Here is a 17091-nt window from a genome sequence, read left to right on the forward strand (position 1 = left end):
GCGGGTCAGAGTGCGCCGGACACGCGCTCGCGCGGCCGGATCGTGGCGGACGAGGAGGGCTCGGGGGTCCGCCGTCGGCGGACGGCGGTGAGGACGCCGAGCAGGGCCAGGGTCAGCAGCGAGGCCGCCCCGACGACCGTGCCGAGCCGCAGCCCGGGCGGACGGAAGGTGCAGGTGAGGCTGGACGATTCGCCGTCGAGCGGGACGGCGATCAGACCGTGGAACTCCTTGGCCGGTTGGGCGTCGCCGCCGCCCGCCGCGCAGCGCCAGCCCGCGATGCGGGGCGCCGCGACCACGGCGGTTCCCTTGCTGCCCGCGGGGAGTTCGGCGTGGATCGTGCCGTCGGAGACGGTGACCCGGGTGGCACCGGTGGCCTTGAGATGGTCGACGGCGGAGCGCAGCCGCTCGGTGTCCAGGCAGCCCACGGCGCCGTCCGGGACGAGACCGGGGCGGTTGGGGGTCAGGGTGATGCGCAGCCGCCCGGACGGGGGGACCTGGCCGAGTGGCTCCATGGCGGCGCGGTTACGGGGGTGGAGCGAGCGGAAGCGTGCGGTGTCCTCGCCCAGCCGCGCGGTGCCGGAGAACCGGGGGGCCCAGAGGTAGGCCTGGCTGCCGGCCGGGCAGCGGGCCGTGATCACCGGCCTCTTGGCGGCGCTCCCGGAGCCCACCTGGCCACCCTGGACCGGCTGCCCGGAGTCGTCCCGCAGGACGATCGGGGGGACGGTGTAGACGCGGGAGCCCAGCAGCAGCTCCTGGTTGCGGTACGGCGACTCGCCGAAGCCGCCGGCGGCCGCGGTGGAGGGCCGTACCGTCACCAGCGGCGCTACGGCCTCCCGGGAGACGGTCGGTGCGGTGCCGTCCTGCGGGAACCAGTCCTGGTGCGGGTCGGGCGGTGAGTGCACCCGGGCGCCGATCGAGAAGATCGCGTCGGTCACGGCGTTGTCGAGGCTCTGCAGGCTGCGGCCGCGGGAGGTCCAGCCGCCGCCGAGGGCGGTGAGCGTACGGCTGAGGACGTTCGAGGTGAGGCTGCTGTAGTACTGGGCGCCCTGGCCGCCGACCAGCATCGGATCGTTGGCGACGGTCTGCTCGCGACCGGCGTCGGTGCGGTACGCCGGCCAGTCGTCCCTCTGCGCGATCAGCTCCGACTGGCGCTCCTGCCGCTGCCCCCAGGGCGCGTAGTTGTCCATGTGCCGCAGGCGTTGCCGGGAGGCGTCGGCGGAGGTGGCCATGGCCTCCCCGAACTGGCCGCCGAACAGCAGGGCCACGGCGAGGACGGTGAACGCGGTACGCAGTCCGCGCCTGGCGGTGTCGGAGGCGGTGTCCGCGAGCCGCAGCAGGACCAGTCCGCCCAGCGCGCCCACGACGGCGAGTGACAGCACCACCCAGGTGAGGTGCTGCACCAGGGCACTCCGGCTCGCGACGGCGGTGATCAGCGCCAGCAGACCCGTCGCCGCGCCCAGGGCACGCCAGTCCGGCGGCCCGTACGACAGCGCGTGCCAGGCGGCGACCACCACCAGTCCGCACAGGACGAACGCCTGCCGGTACGGGCTGCCCTGCGGGGTGGCGAAGGCGTGCCAGACCAGATGGGTCGGCTCCCACTGCAGCGACAGCGTCACCGCGACGACCAGTGCCGTCCAGGCGACGCGCACCCGCACCGGGACCGCCCGGTGGAAGGGCAGGGCGAGGGCGAGCAGAAGGGCGGCGGTGCCCGCGTAGACCGCGGGACTGCCGAAGGTGTACGTCGTCGGCAGCAGACGGGCCAGCAGGTCCTCCGTCGACACGGGCGTGAAGTCCACGACCCGGCCCGGGTAGGCGTGCTTGGTGCCGAAGTAGATGACCGTCACCAGCGGGGCGGCCAGGCCCACGCCCAGCGCCACGGTGGCGGCGGCGCGGCCGGCGGCCCGCAGTCGCTGCCTGCGCGAGAGGTCGGAGAGCCACAGCCTGAGCAGCAGCACCAGACCGGCGGCGAGGGTGGCCATGTAGGCGGTGTAGAAGTTGGCGATCCACGCCTCCGTCACCACCAGCACGCCGAGCAGCGGCCGGCGGCGCCGCAGCGTCCACTCGCCGACCAGGCAGAACAGCGGCAGCGCGATCAGCCCGTCGAGCCACATCGGGTTGTACGAGGCGACGGCCACGCTCCAGCCGCACAGCCCGTACGAGGCGCCCAGCAGACCGGCCGCCCACCAGCGCCCGGAGCGCAGGCTGAGCAGCAGCCAGGCCATGGCGGCGCCGGCGGCGGCCGTCTTCAGCACGGTGATCACGTACACCGCGAGGTCGATCTCGTGCCGCGGGAAGACGCCGACGAGCAGGGCGAACGGGCTGCTGAGGTAGGTGCCCAGGTCGGGCAGGAAGCTGGAGCCGAAGCCGGACTGCCAGTTGATGAAGAGGCCGCCGTCGGCCTTGCCGTGCAGCAGGTCCCACAGGTGGGCGTGGAAGGGTACGTACTGGTTGCCGAGGTCGTTGACGTCGCGGGTGCGGGGTCCGAAGGGGTAGCTGCGGGCCGCCGCGTCGGCCACGCAGAACACGGTGGTGGTGAGGACCGCCGCGAGCAGCGCGGCGGCCCCCCTGGTCCTGAAACGGCCGCCCGAAACGGCTTTGGACAGGGTCGAGCGGCTCATTCCTTGGTACTCCCCGCGGGTTATCGATTCGACGGCTTAGACGGTCCGCGAATGCGATCGGTTGTTCCGTACGCGGAAAGAATCAAGCCGATTTCGAATGCCCCTCAGGGTTTACGTATGGGTCGGTTAACGGACGGGAAACAGCAATTTCCCGGCGCGTAATTTAATGATGAATTCGCCGGAGGATGGGCGAGGGGCGTAGGGTCACGGGCATGGATGGACGGGGAGATTTCTGGCCCGTGGCGGACGTGCTGGGGTATCTGGCGGGGCGGTGGCGGGTGGATCGTGTCGTGCGGGACCTCGTCGGTGGGGACGAGGGTCGCTTCGAAGGGGGCACCGCGTTCAGTCCGCTGGAGGGCGGTGGGCTGCTGCACCTCGAGGCCGGGACGTTCGTCTGGCAGGGGGTCGCGCGGCCCGCCGAGCGGACCCTGCGTTTCCTGCCGGGGAGTGCGCCGGGGACGGCCGATGTCCGCTTCGGTGACGGGCGGCCCTTCCACGACCTGGATCTCAGCACCGGCCGGCATGTGGCCGACCACCCCTGCGCGGCCGATCTCTACCGCGGTGAGTTCACCGTCCGGGACGCGGACCACTGGCGGACGGTGTGGCGGGTGGGCGGCCCGGCGAAGGACCTCCTGCTGACGACCGACTACGCCCGCGTGGGCTGAGCCGGCACTCCGTCGAAGCGGAGGTTCCAGCGCCCGGCATGGCCTGTGACGGTGGTCGTCGACAGGGGGCGGACGTCGATGTTCCAGTACGTGGACGGCGGCGCCTTCAGCGCGTACACCAGGGCGGCCCGGATGACGGACGGCTCGGCCACGGCGACGATCCGCCCGCCGTCGTCGACGGGCCGGGTGTCGAGCCAGTTGCCCACCCGGGAGATGAACTCCACCAGCGACTCGCCCCCGTGCGGGACGGCACGCGGGTCGGCGAGCCAGGCGTCCACCGCCTCCGGCTCGCGGGCCATCGCCTCGCCCAGGGTCAGCCCCCGCCAGCGGCCCATGTCGCAGTCGCGCAACGCGAGCTGCACCAGGGGCGCGTACCCGAGGGCGTCGCCGGTCGCGCGGCTGCGGGGTGTGGGCGAGCAGTAGCGCAGCTCGGCCGCCGCCAGGGGGATCAGATCGGGGGCGACGCGCAACACCTCGTCCCACCCGGCCTGGTCGAGCGGCCGGTCGTCCTCGAAGCGCTCCGCGAGCAGCGGCGAGCTGCGCGCGGCGGCGACGAACGTGACGCGAAGTTGCATGCGGCGATGGTGAGTCGCGAGAGTGCGCAGGTCAAGGGCTGTTGCGCGTGAGTGACCCAGGGTGGCCGAGAACTTACTTCAAGGTCAGGACCTGGCGGACATTTCACTCCAGGACCAGCGCCATCCAGATGTCGGGCTGGGCGAGCGGCTCGAAACCGAGCTTGGCGTAAACGCCGTGCGCGTCGGCCGTGGCGAGCAGGACGCGGCGCAGCCCGAAGGGCAGCAGGTGGTCGCGTACGGCGCCCACCATCGCCGTACCGATGTCCTTGCCGCGCACGGACCGGTCGACGTAGACGTCGCACAGCCAGGCGAAGGTCGACCGGTCGGTGACGACCCGGGCATAAGCGACCTGATCACCCGAAACCGTGTCATACACCCCAAAGTTCAGCGAACTCGCGACCGCCCGGTCATGCTTCTCACGCGGGCGGCCCTTCGCCCAGTACGCGTCGGTGGACAGCCACCGGTGCACCCGGTCGACGTCCAGGCGGTCGGGGTCGGTGGATATCTCGTAGCCGTCGGGGAGGCTCGGGGCGTCGTTCATGGCGGGATGCTCGCAGGACGCGGCGGCCGGCGTCGAACGGTTATCCCAGCGCTTCGTCGCAGGCCGTGCGCAGGCGCCGGACCCCTTCGGTGATCTCCCCGGTCCCCGCGACCGCGGCGAAGCTCAACCGGACGTGGGCGGCCGGGGGTTCGGCGCTGAAGTAGGGGCGGCCGGGGGTGATGGCGACGCCCGCGCGCAGGGCGGCCGAGGTCAGCGCGCCGTCGTCGGTGCCGTCGGGCAGGCGCAGCCAGAGGTGGTAGCCGCCGGAGGGGATGTGCGGCAGGGCGAGTTCGGGCAGGTCGAGGCGGAGGGCCGCGGTCATGGTGTCCCGGCGGGTCTTCAACTCCGCCGAGATCGCGCGGAGATGGCGGGGCCAGGCCGGGGAGCCGACGAGTTCGAGGGCCGCTTCCTGCAGCGGGCGGGGGACGAAGAAGGTGTCGACGACCTGGATGGCGCGCAGGCGTTCGAGAACCGGGCCGCGGGCGGCGAGCGCGCTGACCCGGAAGCTCGGCGAGGTCGCCTTGGTCAGCGAGCCGACGTGGACGACGACTCCGTCGGGGTCGTCGGCGACGAGCGGGCTCGGCAGCGGTCCGGAGTCCTCGTGCACGAGCCGTCGTACGAAGTCGTCCTCCACGACGAAGGCGCCGGCCGCGCGGGCGATGCCCAGCACCTCGGCCCGGCGGTCGGGGGCGAGGACCGCGCCGGTCGGGTTCTGGAACAGGGGCTGGCAGACGAGGACACGGGCGCCGGTCGCGCGGAAGGCGTCGGCGAGGAGGGTCGGCCGGACGCCGTCGGGGTCCATGGGGACCGGCACCGGTCGCAGGCCGGCCGACCGGGCGATCGCCAACATGCCCGGGTAGGTGGGGGATTCGACGAGCACCGGCGCTCCCGGCGGGGCGAGGGCGCGCAGGGCCGTCGTCAGCGCGGACTGGCCGCCCGCCGTGATCAGCACCTCCGCCGCGGTGACCCCGCCGCCGAGACCGCGCGCGAACCACTCGCGCAGTTCCGGCAGCCCTTCCATCGGTGGCCGCCCCCAGGCCCCGGGCCGGCGTCCCGCACGCGCCAGGGCGGCCGCCATCGCCCGCTCCGGCTGCAGGGAGGGGTGCAGATAGCCGCCGTTGAACTCGATGACGCCGGGCGGCGGCGCGGCGAGGGACACCACCACACCGGAGGCGTCCACCGTGCGCGGTACGAGGTCGGCGGCGCCGTCCGCGCTCAGGGCGACCTCCTGCCAGGAGGTGTCTCCGGCGGGAGCGGTGGCGGCACGCGGCTCGGCACGGTAGGCGCCGGCGCCGGGCCGGGTGACGACCAGGCCCTCGGCCGCGAGCTGGGCGAGGGCACGCGAGACGGTCACCGGGCTGACGCGGAACCGCTCGACCAGGGCACGGCTCGACGGGAGCTTTCCACCGGACGGATAGCGGTTCAGTTCCCGCTTCAGCTGATTCGCCAGTTCGCCGACGCTGCTACGCTCTTGCATGAGAGCACAGAGTAGCGCTACTGCGGCCACGCCGATAGCAGTCGACACCCCGGTCGGCGTCCCCTCGAAGGTGCCGGGCACCGGGGGAACCCTCCAGGCCGCCCTCGGTGTCACCGCCTTCTCGCTCACCTTCCCGGCCACCGCCTGGGGACTGGAGGGGTTCGGGCCCTGGGCGCTGGTCGCCGTGCGGTGTGTGCTGGCCGCGGTCATCGCGGGCGGGTGTCTGCTGGTCCTGCGGGTGCCGGCGCCGCAGCGGCGGCACTGGGCGGGGCTCGCGGTGGTCGCCGCGGGAGTGGTGGTCGGGTTCCCGCTGCTGACCACGCTCGCGCTGCGGACGTCCACCACCGCGCACGCTGCCGTCGTGGTCGGGCTGCTGCCGCTGACGACCGCGTTGCTGTCCGCCCTGCGCATGGGCAGCCGGCCCTCGCGCACCTTCTGGACGGCGGCGCTCGCGGGTGCGGCCGCGGTCGTCGCGTTCACCGTGCAGCAGAGCGGCGGGGCACTGACGGCCGCCGATCTCTATCTGTTCGCCGCCCTGTTGGTGTGCGCCGCCGGGTACACCGAGGGCGGCCGGCTGGCCCGGGTGATGCCGGGCTGGCAGGTGATCGGCTGGGCGCTGGCGCTGTGTCTGCCGGCCGCCGTGCCGGCCGCGGCGGTTGCTCTGTCGTACGAACCCGCGCACCTGACCGCGCACAGCGTGGCCGGGCTGTTGTGGGTGGCGGCGGGCTCGCAGTTCCTCGGTCTGGTCGTCTGGTACCGGGGCATGGCGGCCATCGGCATCCCCAAGGCCAGCCAGTTGCAGCTTGCCCAGCCCCTGCTCACACTGGTGTGGTCGGTGCTGCTGCTGGGCGAGCACCTGACGGTGGCCGCCCCGCTGACGGCCGCGGCGGTACTGGTGTGCATCGCCGTCACCCAGCGGGCGCGGGGTTGAGGACGTTCGGCCCGCTTCCCAGGAAGCCCCCGCGCCGTAGACTCAAGGCCACGGACCGCTGCTCCCGCACTTGGTGAGGAGGCCCTACAGATGCGTGCAACCGTGGGCGACCAGCTTGTCCAACACGGCAGGGTGGTAGGCCAGCACGACAAGGTCGGCGAGATCGTCGAGATCCTGGGCCAGGAGGGCAACCCCCCGTACCGCGTCCGCTTCGAGGACGGGCACACGGGTATCTGCTCTCCCGGCCCGGACACCGAGATCCGCCACAGGGAAACACAACGCTGATCCGCCGGTTCAGCGCGGGGGTCTCGCCGGCTGCTGGTAGTGGTCGGCGACCACCCGTGCCATCGCGCCGATCCGGTCCCTCGCCACGTCCCCGGCGGCGAACAAGGCATGCCCGCGGACCTGTGGGTACTTCGCGGCCAGGGTGAGGTGCCGGGACAGTTCGGCGGGGTCCTGCCAGGCGGCGGGCTGGGCCGGGTCACCGGCCTTGTAGAGCGCCTCGCCGATGTACAGCTGCGTCGGTGTGCCCTTGGCCACCTCCGCCCACCAGGGCACGAGCGTGGCGTAGTCGGCGGCGGCGAAGCCGATGTTCCAGTAGATCTGCGGGCAGATGTAGTCGATCCAGTGCTCGCGCACCCACTTGCGGGTGTCCGCGTGCAGGTCGTCGTACGTCTGCACGCCCGCCCTGGTGTCCGAGCCGCGCGAGTCGGTGGCGCTGTTGCGCCACACGCCGAACGGGCTGATGCCGAACCGGGTGCCGGGGCGGGTCCGCCTGATCCTGGCCGCCGTCTCGCGCACCAGCTTGTCGATGTTGTCCCGGCGCCAGGCGGCCCGGTCGGAGAAGGCGCCGCCGTAGCGGTCGTAGGCCTCGTCGTCGTCGAAGGTCTGGCCGGCCACCGGGTAGGGGTAGAAGTAGTCGTCGAAGTGCACGGCGTCGACCGGGTACTTCCGGACCGCGTCGAGGATCGCGTCCTCTACGAAGGCCCGCACCTGGGGGAGTCCGGGGTTGTAGTACATCTTTCCGCCGTAGGTCACCACCCAGTCCGGGTGCCTGCGCGCGGGGTGCGAGGCGACCAGCTTCGTCGGGTCGGTGTGGTTGGCGACGCGGTACGGGTTGAACCAGGCGTGCAGTTCCAGACCGCGCGCGTGGGCCTCCTTCACCGCCGTGCCCAGCGGGTCCCAGCCCGGGGTCTTGCCCTGGGTGCCGGTGAGGACGTCCGACCAGGGTTCGTAGGGCGAGGGCCACAGCGCGTCGGCCGTCGGTCGTACCTGGAGGATCACGGCGTTGAGGCGGTCCTCGACGGCCCGGTCGAGGATCGCGGTCAGCTCGGCCTTCTGCCGGTCCACGGTCAGGCCCGGCTTGGACGGCCAGTCCCGGTTGGTCACGGTCGCCACCCACACGCCCCGCAGCTGACCCGACGCCTTCCGCCGGCCCGAGTCGTCCGAGGTGTCCGAGCCGCCCGCCATCGCCGCACCGGCCGCCATCGCGCCACCCCCCGCCACGAGCGCCGACAGGGCCGTCACCGCGAACGCCCGTCTCGACAGCCGAGTCCTCCGGTGCAGCATTCCCCTACCTCCAGATGCCCAATGCGTGTCCGGGCGCGATTCTCGGCCCGGGCCGTGTCCCGCGTCAGACTGCCACGCGGTACCCGAACGATCGATCAACGATCGCCGGAGGTAACGTGCAGGTTTGGAGCAGGGACCGGACCACGGGGAGACCTGCCGGATTCGTAGATCAGCGAAGGGGACGATGTGACCGACATCGAACGCGTCGGAGTGGTCGGCTGTGGCCAGATGGGAGCGGGCATCGCCGAGGTGTGCGCCCGGGCCGGACTGGATGTGAAGGTCGCCGAGACCACCGGTGAGGCCCTGGAGATCGGCCGGACCCGGCTGTTCAACTCCCTGTCCAAGGCGGCGGAGCGCGGCAAGATCACCGAGGAGGAGCTGGCGACGACCCTGGCGCGGCTCAGCTTCACCACCGATCTCGGCGAGTTCGCCGACCGGGATCTGGTGATCGAGGCCGTCGTGGAGAACGAGCAGGTGAAGACGGAGATCTTCCAGGTGCTCGACCAGGTGGTGACCCGGCCCGACGCGATCCTGGCCTCCAACACCTCCTCCATCCCCCTGGTGAGGCTGGCGGTCGCCACCTCGCGGCCGGACCAGATCGTCGGCATCCACTTCTTCAACCCCGCGCCGGTGCAGAAACTCGTCGAGTTGATCCCGGCGCTCACCACGTCCGAGGGCACGCTCAGCCGCGCCCAGGTCTTCGCCGAGAAGGTCCTCGGCAAGCACGCGATCCGCGCCCAGGACCGCTCCGGCTTCGTGGTCAACGCGCTGCTGGTGCCGTATCTGCTCTCCGCGATCCGGATGTTCGAGTCGGGCATCGCGGGCCGTGAGGACATCGACAACGGCATGGAGATGGGCTGTGCCCACCCGATGGGCCCGCTGAAGCTGTCCGACCTGATCGGCCTGGACACCATAGTCTCCATCGCCAACTCGATGTACGAGGAGTACAAGGAGCCCCTCTACGCCGCTCCCCCGCTGCTGCAGCGCATGGTCGACGCGGGCCGGCTCGGCCGCAAGACCGGCTCGGGGTTCTACACCTACGGCTGACGACCGCCAGCCCGGTGCACAGTGCCCGCTCCAGGGTGCTGCTCACACAGTGCGACGGACAGGGGCCCGGCACTCTTCGGAGTGCCGGGCCCGCGCCGTTCACACGCCGTGTGCGCACCGGGCCCGCATATGCCGACCGCACACTCTCCCCACCTGCCCACCAGGCGAGTTGACTCATCATGCGCATGCACCTGATGAGAGACGAGCAAGGAAAGGAGCGGTTCGTGACCGCCGACCCCGAGCATTTGGTCGTCCAGGGAGAACTCGCAGAGTTACGACGCCGCCTCGACGTGGCGTACGCGCGTGTCGAGGGCGGACTGGCACTGCTCACCCATCGCACCGAGGAGACCTCCAAGGAACTGGACGAGCTGAACACCCGGCTCGTCACCCTGGAACACGCCCGCTGGCCGCTGCCCTCGATCGCGGCCGTCACGGCGGTGGGGGCCCTCGTCGTGGCGGTCTGGCAGGCGCTGGGGCGCTGACGTCAGCGCACGCTGTCCTGCCCGAGCCTGAGGTGGTGCAGGAGCAGTAACGCGGCCGCCATGTTGGCGGCCGGGACCTCACCGCGGGCGACCATGTCCGGCACCAGCTTCAGGGAGACCCACTCCCGGCGGTCCGACTCGAAGTCGTCCACCGGGTGTCCGATGTACTCACCCTCGTCCGACCAGTAGATGTGGTGTCGGGCGTCGGTGAGTCCGTTGGACGGTTCCACCGTCATGAGGTGGTGCAAGGGTCCCGGCCGCCAGCCGGTCTCCTCCTCCAGTTCCCTGGCGGCCGCGCGGGCGATGTCCTCTCCGTCCTCCACGACGCCCGCGGCGAGTTCCCAGCCCCAGCTGTCGGTGATGAAGCGATGGCGCCACAGCAGGAGGACCTCGTTGGCCTCGTTGACCACGGTCGCCACTGCCACCGGCCGCAGCCGTATCAGGAAGTGGTCGAGATGCCGGCCGTCCGGCAACTCGACATCCGCGAGGTTGACGCTGAACCAGCGGTTTGAGTACACAGTTTGTTCGTTCTGTTTCGTCCACTGCACGGTTCTGCCACCTTCCGTCGAGTAAGTGGCAATATCGCAGCAGGGACTGTGGGATGGCGGTGCTCGGGAACCGGCCTACAGCGGCACGCGCAGCGCTCCGTCGATGAGTTCGGCGGCCTCGGCGGTGCCCGCGCATCCGTTGCGCACCAGGTGTTCGCGGACCGCCCGGAGTCTGTCGCGCAGCCGCTGCGACTCCATTCCGCGCGCCTGCTCGGCCATCTGCACGGCGGTGGCCACCGCCTTGTCGGCGTTGCCCCGGCGCAACTCGATCGTGCTGAGCATGGCGAGCCGGTGCACCCGGCCGCGGTCGTGCGCCGGGTTGTCCACGGCGGCCGCCGCGTGCTCCCCCGCCGCCACGAGTTCGCCGAGGCTGAGCAACGCCTCCGCCACCTGGACGTTGACCAATCCCGGCTGGACATAGCCGGTCTCGTCGGGTTCGTAGCCCCGCCGGATGCGTTCGGCGGCCTGCTCCGCACGCCGGATGCAGGACAGCGCGCTCGTGCCGTCACCGAGGTGCGCGTACGCCTTGGCCTGCATCGCGTACAGGTCCGAGGCGAGCGCCGGGGTGATGTGCTTGCCGGCGGCGCGCAGCGCGGCCTCCGCGAACGCCACCGCCTGCCGGTACTCCCGCATGAACAGGGCCTGGTTGACCAGCAGCGCTATCACATAGGCGCCCAGTCCCCGGTCGCCGCTGGCCTTCGCCAGCCGCAGGGCCTGGTGGAAGTAGCGTTGGGCGAGCCCGTGCGCGTCCGAGTCGTACGCGCAGATGCCGGCGATCGCCACCAACCCGCCCGTGGCCCGGTGCAGTTGACGACCCGTGGCGTCGGTGTAGCTGCCCCGCAGCAGCGGCGCGGCCTCGGCGTTCAGGAAGCCGACGATCCGGGTCCGGGTCGCGATACCGCCCGCCTTGCGGTACATCTGCTCGTAGTGCGTGCGGGCGGCACGCAGCATCTCCAGGTCGGCGGGGGTGACCCGGTGCCGACCTCCCCGCGAGACGTCGACGTCCTCGGGCGGGTTCTCCCACTCCCACACGGGCATGACCGCGGGCGTGCCGGTCACCGCGGGCGCGCCCAGGATGTGCGGGCGCTGCTGCTCGTCGGAGCGCCACAGCGCGGTGGCCCGCTCGACGAAGCCGGACAGGGAGGTGGCGTGCGGGGTGGAGGGCTCACCGGGGACGCCGAGGCCGATGTCGTCGAGGGTGACCGGGCGGTGCAGCCGGCCGGCGAGCACCTCGCAGATCAGGTCGGGCACCTGCCCCCGGGGCCGCTGTCCCTTCAACCACCGGGCCACAGCCGTGTGTTCGTAGCGCAAGGCGAGACCGCGCGCCCGCCCGGCCTGATTGACGTGTGCCGCCAGCCCCGCGTGCGAGATCCCCGCCTCGTCCAGGATCGCGTCGAGCAGAGTGTTGGGCTGCATGGATGCCCCCCGGGAGCCTCGGTGCGGACAGAGTAGTGCGACCGGCTTCACACGGGGTGTGAACGGAGTGCAGGAATCCGTAGCGTACGCGCACTGTTGCGGAGAGTTTCCTACCGGTTGACTGAAATGCCTCGCAAGAGGCCGGCCGGGCCGCCGGCTCCCCCTCGTACAGTGCGGCGGCCCGAATCCATGCCGTCCGCCCGGCTGCCTGCCCGACACTCCGTGGCGGGGCGGACGGCCGCCGGCGGTTTGGCCGTACGACTAAGCAGGGGGTTGTCAGAGGTACGTTGTCGGCTGCGGATCGGCCGTGGCTGGTCGCGCCCGCGCGGCGGAGCCGCTGATGTCATCGTCCCGCGCCCCTTTGGGGCGTCGAGGCTGACGGTCGTTTGTCAGTACGAGAAGTGCCACGTCGTCCGCCGGAGTTCCTGCCGTGTGCCGGAGCAGTGCGGTGAAGACGGAGCCGAGGACTGCCTGCGGGACAGCCGCGGGGGCACCCCGTGCGCACTGGGCCAGGACCTCGCCCAAAGGAAAGAAGCGGCCGCGGCTGTCGCGTGCGTCCTCCGCGCCGTCCGTGTGGAGGAAAAGGGTTTCGCCGGCCAGCAGATGACCGCAGTGTTCCGTGTCCAGTTCGGGCGGGAGGGGGAAGGGCCCGAGCGGAGGGAGGGGATCCGCTCGGGCCAGGGGCTCGACGCGGGGTCCACTGAGCCGATACGGCCACGGATGACCGCAGTTGAGGACGCGCAGCTCGCCGTCCGGCCGGATCTCCAGGAGCAGTACGGTGACGAACTCCTCGGCGACCGGATGCTCGGGCTCGGCCCCGGCCGAGGGATGCCCGGCACGGGCGCGCTCTCTCAGGTGCCGTGCCAGCGCCCGCTCCAGCCTGCGCAGCACGCCCCCCAGCTCCGGCTCGTCGTGCGCGGCCTCCCGGAAGCTGCCGAGGACGGCGGCGGCCGTGGCGATGGCGTCGATCCCGTGCCCGCGCACGTCCCCCATGACGACCCGGACACCGTGCTCGGTGGCGATGACCTCGTACAGGTCACCGCCGATGGCCGCGCCCCGGTCGGCGGAGAGCTGGGCGGCGGCCACGTTCAGCCCCTCCACCCGCGGTGGCAGCGGCCGTAGCAGCACGCTCTGGGCGGCGCCCGCGACCTTGCGTGCCTCCCTCAACTCGCGCAGCAGCGCATGCCGTACATGGAGGACGAGCCCGGTGCCCACGGCGAAGAAGACGGCGCTGCTCACGATGCGCGCGCCGAGCCCGTTCTGCTGGGCGACCGGGCAGGCCAGCTTGTATGTGACGGCCGCGCCACCCCACGCCAGGGGAAGCCCCAACGCGAGCAAGCGCTTGCGAAACAGGGAAGCCCCAGCCCTGATGCGAATCATGCCGATGGCCCCCCATACAGGCCCCGAAAGCACAACCGGACCGGCCTCGAAAGGCCGGTCCGATTCTGTCGACCGCATGACCCGGGAGGACCAGATCGCCCGGGATTGTCACCCAAATGAGTGACCGCCCGTCAGCCTCGCGCATTTATGCAGGTGAGGCGCGACTAAGCCCGCAGCACCGCTCCGGTCCGCTCACCCGCGAGCGCGACAGCCGCGTCCCGAGCCGCGGTCGCCTCATCGACGGTCAGGGTCCGATCCGACGCCCGGAACCGCAGCGCGTAGGCCAGGGACTTCCGGCCCTCGCCCAACTGTTCCGCGTTCTCATACACGTCGAACAGCCGGACGGACTCCAACAGCTCGCCCGCGCCGTCCCGCAGTGCGGCCTCCACCTCGGCATGCGGCACGAACTGGTCGACGACGAGAGCGACATCCTGCGTCGCCACCGGGAACGTGGAGATGCGCGGCGCCTGAGGCGTGTCGTTGCCGGCCGCCTCCACCGCGTCCAGGTCCAGTTCCATCGCACTGGTACGGTCGGGCAGCCCCAGGGCCTTCACGACCCGCGGGTGCAGCTCACCGGCGTGGCCCACGACCGTCTCGGCACCGTCGGCGACGACCACCAGCTCGGCGGTCCGCCCCGGGTGCCACGGCCCGTACTGCCCCTTGCGCACGACCAGTTCGGCACCGGCCTCCCGGGCCACGGCCCGAGCCGCCTCGACGGCGTCGGCCCAGTCCGCCGGCCGGCCCTTGCCCCACCAGCCGGCCTGCTCCCGCGCACCGGCGAGCACGGCGGCCACGTGCCGCGGCTGCACCGGCAGAGCGGCGTTCAGTGCGGCGATCTCCTCGTCCGTGGGACGCCGGTCCACCGGCAGCGCGGCGGCCACCTTGCGCTCCGCGCGCGGGTGGAACACCAGCCCCGTCTCGAACAGGGCGAGATCGTGCGAGCCCCGCCCGACGTTGCGCCGCAGCGCGCCGAGCAGACCCGGCAGCAGCGACGTACGCAGCGCGGGCTCCTCGTCGCTGAGGGGGTTCGTCAGCTTCACGACCCGGCGGTGCGGGTCGTCCGCCGCCAGCAGCAGCTGGTCGAAGACCTGCTCGCTGACGAAGGGGTAGTTCGGCGCCTCGACATAACCGGCCCCGGCCAGCGCGCGGCCGACCCGGCGGTGCAGTCGCTGGCGGTGGGTCAGACCGCGGCCCGAGGGGAGCTTGGGCAGCGTGGAGGGCAGGTTCTCGTAGCCCTCCAGACGGATGACCTCCTCGGCGAGGTCGTTGGCCTCGAGGAGGTCGGGCCGCCAGGACGGCACGGTGACGATCAGCTCGTCCTGCCCGTACACGTCGCAGCCGACCTCCTGCAGCCGCCGTACGACAGTCTCGCGGCCGTAGTCGACACCGGCCACCTTGTCCGGGTGGTCGGCCGGGAGGGTGATGGTGTGCGGGGCGGACGGCGCGGTGATCTCGGTGACGCCTGCCTCGGCGGTGCCGCCGGCGAGCAGCACCAGCAGGTCGACCGTGCGCTGGGCCGCGGCGGACGAGGCCTGCGGGTCGACGCCCCGCTCGAAGCGGCGGGACGCCTCCGAGGACAGCTTGTGGCGACGGGCCGTCCGCGCGATCGACACCGCGTTGAAGTGGGCGGCCTCGATCACCACGTCGGTGGTGGCGTTCTCGAGGTCGTCGTGGTCGGCGATCTCGGTGTTGGCGCCGCCCATGACGCCCGCGAGGCCGATGGGGCCGCGGTCGTCGGTGATGACCAGGTCCTCGGCGTCCAGCTTGCGCTCCACGCCGTCCAGCGTGACGAGCTTCTCGCCCGCCTCCGCCCGGCGCACGCCGATGGTGCCCTGGACCAGCCTCCGGTCGTAGGCGTGCAGGGGCTGGCCGAGTTCCATCATCACGTAGTTGGTGACGTCGACGGCGAGCGAGATCGGGCGCATGCCGACCTTCTGCAGCCGGCGCTGGAGCCAGATCGGCGAGCGGGCCTCCGGGCTGAGACCGATCACCGTGCGGGCGGTGAAGCGGTCGCAGCCGACCGGGTCGGTGACCTGGACCGGGTAGCCGAAGGCGTTCGGGCCGGGCACGTCGATCAGGGCCGGGTCGCGCAGCGGCAGGCCGTAGGCGATGGCGGTCTCGCGGGCGACACCGCGGATGGACAGGCAGTCGCCGCGGTTGGCGGTGACGGCGATGTCCAGGACCTCGTCGACCAGCTCCAGCAGTTCGACGGCGTCCTTGCCGACCTCGGTCTCCGGCGGCAGCACGATGATGCCGTGCGTGCCGTCGTCGCCCATGCCCAGCTCGTCGCTGGAGCAGATCATGCCGTGGGACGTCTTGCCGTACGTCTTGCGCGCGGAGATCGAGAAGCCGCCGGGCAGGGTGGCGCCGGGAAGCACGACCACGACCTTGTCGCCGACGACGAAGTTCCGGGCGCCGCAGACGATCTCCTGCGGCTCGCCGGTGCCGTTGGCCTGCCCGACGTCGACCGTGCAGAACCGGATCGGCTTCTTGAAGCCCTCCAGCTCCTCGATGGTCAGCACCTGACCGACGACCAGGGGGCCCTTGAGGTCGTGGCCGAGCTGCTCGACCGTCTCGACCTCCAGACCGGCCGAAATGAGCTTGGCCTGGACGTCACGGCCGGTCTCGGTGGCCGGCAGGTCGACGTACTCCCGCAGCCAGGAAAGCGGGACCCGCATCAGATCTCCATCCCGAACGGCCGAGTGAACCGGACGTCACCCTCGACCATGTCTCGCATGTCCTCGACGTTGTGGCGGAACATCAGCATCCGCTCGATGCCGAACCCGAAGGCGAAGCCGCTGTACTTCTCCGGGTCGACGCCGCAGGCGGTGAGCACCCGCGGGTTGACCATGCCGCAGCCGCCCAGCTCGATCCAGCCCTCGCTGGAGCAGGTGCGGCAGGGCCGGTCGGGGTTGCCGACGGACTCGCCGCGGCAGACGTAGCACACCATGTCCATCTCGGCGGACGGCTCGGTGAAGGGGAAGAAGTTCGGCCGCAGCCGGGTCTTCATGCCCTCGCCGAACAGCGACTGGACCATGTGGTCCAGGGTGCCCTTGAGGTCGGCCATGGTCAGGCCCTCGTCGACGGCGAGCAGCTCGACCTGGCGGAAGACCGGGGTGTGCGTGGCGTCCAGCTCGTCGGTGCGGTAGACGACACCGGGGCAGATCACGTACACCGGCAGCTCACGCTCCAGCAGCGAGCGGATCTGCACGGGCGAGGTGTGGGTGCGCAGCACGACACCGGACTCGGTGCCGCCCTCGGGGCCGGCCACGAAGAAGGTGTCGGCCTCGCCGCGGGCCGGGTGGTCCGGGCCGATGTTCAGGGCGTCGAAGTTGAACCACTCGGCCTCGGCCTGCGGCCCCTCGGCGACCTCGTAGCCCATGGCCACGAAGACGTCCTCGATGCGCTCCGACAGGGTGGTGAGCGGGTGGCGGGCGCCGGCCGGTACGCGGTCGTACGGCAGCGTGACGTCCACCGACTCCTCGACCAGCACACGCGCGTCCCGCTCGGCCTCCAGCTCGGCCTGGCGGGCGGCGAGCGCCTTGCTCACGGCGCCGCGGGCCTGGCCGACCAGCTTGCCGGCGGCGGCCTTGGCGTGCGGGGGCAGGGCGCCGATCTCGCGGTTGGCGAGGGCCAGCGGGGAGGTGCCCCCGGTGTGGGCGACCTTGGCCTCCTGGAGCGCGTCGAGGGAGTCCGCTGCGCTGAAGGCGGCGAGCGCCTCGTCCCGCATGCGCTCGATCTCTTCCGGTTTCAACGCCTCGACCTCTACAGGGTCGTACGACTTATTGGGTGCCGACATCTCTTCCCGTGCTTCCGATTGGCTGGCTGAAGGTCCCCGTCAC

General features: G+C 71.8%; 15 protein-coding genes. 5 read left to right on the forward strand and 10 right to left on the reverse strand.

Going from position 1 to position 17091, the window contains the following annotated elements:
• Positions 1-5: 5 nt before the first annotated feature.
• Positions 6-2618, reverse strand: coding sequence for a YfhO family protein (locus tag ABZ453_RS39110; protein WP_359022886.1), 2613 nt, complete (start codon positions 2616-2618; stop codon positions 6-8).
• A 212-nt stretch (positions 2619-2830) separates the two neighbouring features.
• Between ABZ453_RS39110 and ABZ453_RS39115 the strand changes: the two genes are divergently transcribed.
• On the forward strand, positions 2831-3283 hold the full coding sequence (locus tag ABZ453_RS39115) for a DUF6314 family protein (protein ID WP_359022888.1): 453 nt from the start codon (positions 2831-2833) through the stop codon (positions 3281-3283).
• Here the strand turns inward: ABZ453_RS39115 and ABZ453_RS39120 are convergent.
• From ABZ453_RS39120 to ABZ453_RS39130, 3 genes are all read right to left on the reverse strand, one after another.
• Positions 3265-3858: a histidine phosphatase family protein gene (locus ABZ453_RS39120; protein WP_133044961.1), complete on the reverse strand. Its 594-nt coding sequence runs from the start codon at positions 3856-3858 to the stop codon at positions 3265-3267. The genes ABZ453_RS39115 and ABZ453_RS39120 overlap by 19 nt on opposite strands.
• A 103-nt stretch (positions 3859-3961) precedes the next feature.
• Positions 3962-4399 carry a GNAT family N-acetyltransferase gene (locus ABZ453_RS39125; protein WP_359022891.1) on the reverse strand — a complete coding sequence of 146 codons (438 nt, stop codon included), beginning with the start codon at positions 4397-4399 and terminating at the stop codon, positions 3962-3964.
• A gap of 40 nt (positions 4400-4439) precedes the next feature.
• On the reverse strand, positions 4440-5876 hold the full coding sequence (locus tag ABZ453_RS39130; RefSeq protein ID WP_359022893.1) for a PLP-dependent aminotransferase family protein: 1437 nt from the start codon (positions 5874-5876) through the stop codon (positions 4440-4442).
• Here ABZ453_RS39130 and ABZ453_RS39135 point away from each other — a divergent pair.
• Both ABZ453_RS39135 and ABZ453_RS39140 read left to right on the forward strand, forming a co-directional pair.
• Positions 5875-6807, forward strand: coding sequence for a DMT family transporter (locus tag ABZ453_RS39135; protein ID WP_359022895.1), 933 nt, complete (start codon positions 5875-5877; stop codon positions 6805-6807). The two genes, ABZ453_RS39130 and ABZ453_RS39135, sit on opposite strands and share 2 nt — an antisense overlap.
• A gap of 90 nt (positions 6808-6897) precedes the next feature.
• Positions 6898-7092, forward strand: a complete 195-nt coding sequence (locus ABZ453_RS39140; protein ID WP_133044965.1) for a DUF1918 domain-containing protein — start codon at positions 6898-6900, stop codon at positions 7090-7092.
• Positions 7093-7101: 9 nt separating this feature from the next.
• On the opposite strand, the gene ABZ453_RS39145 is transcribed toward ABZ453_RS39140, so the two are convergent.
• A complete protein-coding gene (locus ABZ453_RS39145; protein ID WP_359022897.1) occupies positions 7102-8376 on the reverse strand; it encodes a family 10 glycosylhydrolase in 1275 nt (424 codons plus the stop codon).
• Between the two features lie 186 nt (positions 8377-8562).
• On the opposite strand from ABZ453_RS39145, the gene ABZ453_RS39150 reads away from it, so the two are divergent.
• Entirely contained in the window at positions 8563-9423 is an 861-nt protein-coding gene (locus tag ABZ453_RS39150) for a 3-hydroxybutyryl-CoA dehydrogenase (protein WP_359022899.1), read from the forward strand.
• 224 nt (positions 9424-9647) lie between these two features.
• Positions 9648-9905: a hypothetical protein gene (locus ABZ453_RS39155; RefSeq protein ID WP_133044968.1), complete on the forward strand. Its 258-nt coding sequence runs from the start codon at positions 9648-9650 to the stop codon at positions 9903-9905.
• Positions 9906-9907: 2 nt separating this feature from the next.
• On the opposite strand, the gene ABZ453_RS39160 is transcribed toward ABZ453_RS39155, so the two are convergent.
• The 5 genes from ABZ453_RS39160 to pheS all read right to left on the reverse strand — a co-directional run bounded on the left by ABZ453_RS39160 (position 9908) and on the right by pheS (position 17048).
• Positions 9908-10453 (reverse strand): NUDIX hydrolase, encoded by a 546-nt coding sequence (locus ABZ453_RS39160; protein WP_359022902.1) that lies wholly within the window; start codon positions 10451-10453, stop codon positions 9908-9910.
• Between the two features lie 75 nt (positions 10454-10528).
• Entirely contained in the window at positions 10529-11869 is a 1341-nt protein-coding gene (locus ABZ453_RS39165; protein ID WP_208779662.1) for a transcriptional regulator, read from the reverse strand.
• A gap of 276 nt (positions 11870-12145) precedes the next feature.
• Positions 12146-13249, reverse strand: coding sequence for a PP2C family protein-serine/threonine phosphatase (locus ABZ453_RS39170; protein WP_359022904.1), 1104 nt, complete (start codon positions 13247-13249; stop codon positions 12146-12148).
• A 164-nt stretch (positions 13250-13413) separates the two neighbouring features.
• Complete coding sequence (gene pheT / locus ABZ453_RS39175) at positions 13414-15927, reverse strand: phenylalanine--tRNA ligase subunit beta (protein WP_359022906.1); 2514 nt, start codon at positions 15925-15927, stop codon at positions 13414-13416.
• Entirely contained in the window at positions 15927-17048 is a 1122-nt protein-coding gene (pheS, locus tag ABZ453_RS39180) for a phenylalanine--tRNA ligase subunit alpha (RefSeq protein WP_356764290.1), read from the reverse strand. The genes pheT and pheS overlap by 1 nt, the downstream gene beginning before the upstream one ends.
• Positions 17049-17091 lie beyond the last annotated feature (43 nt).

It is taken from the genome of Streptomyces sp. NPDC005799 (assembly GCF_040630525.1).
Lineage (GTDB): Bacteria > Actinomycetota > Actinomycetes > Streptomycetales > Streptomycetaceae > Streptomyces > Streptomyces griseorubiginosus_B.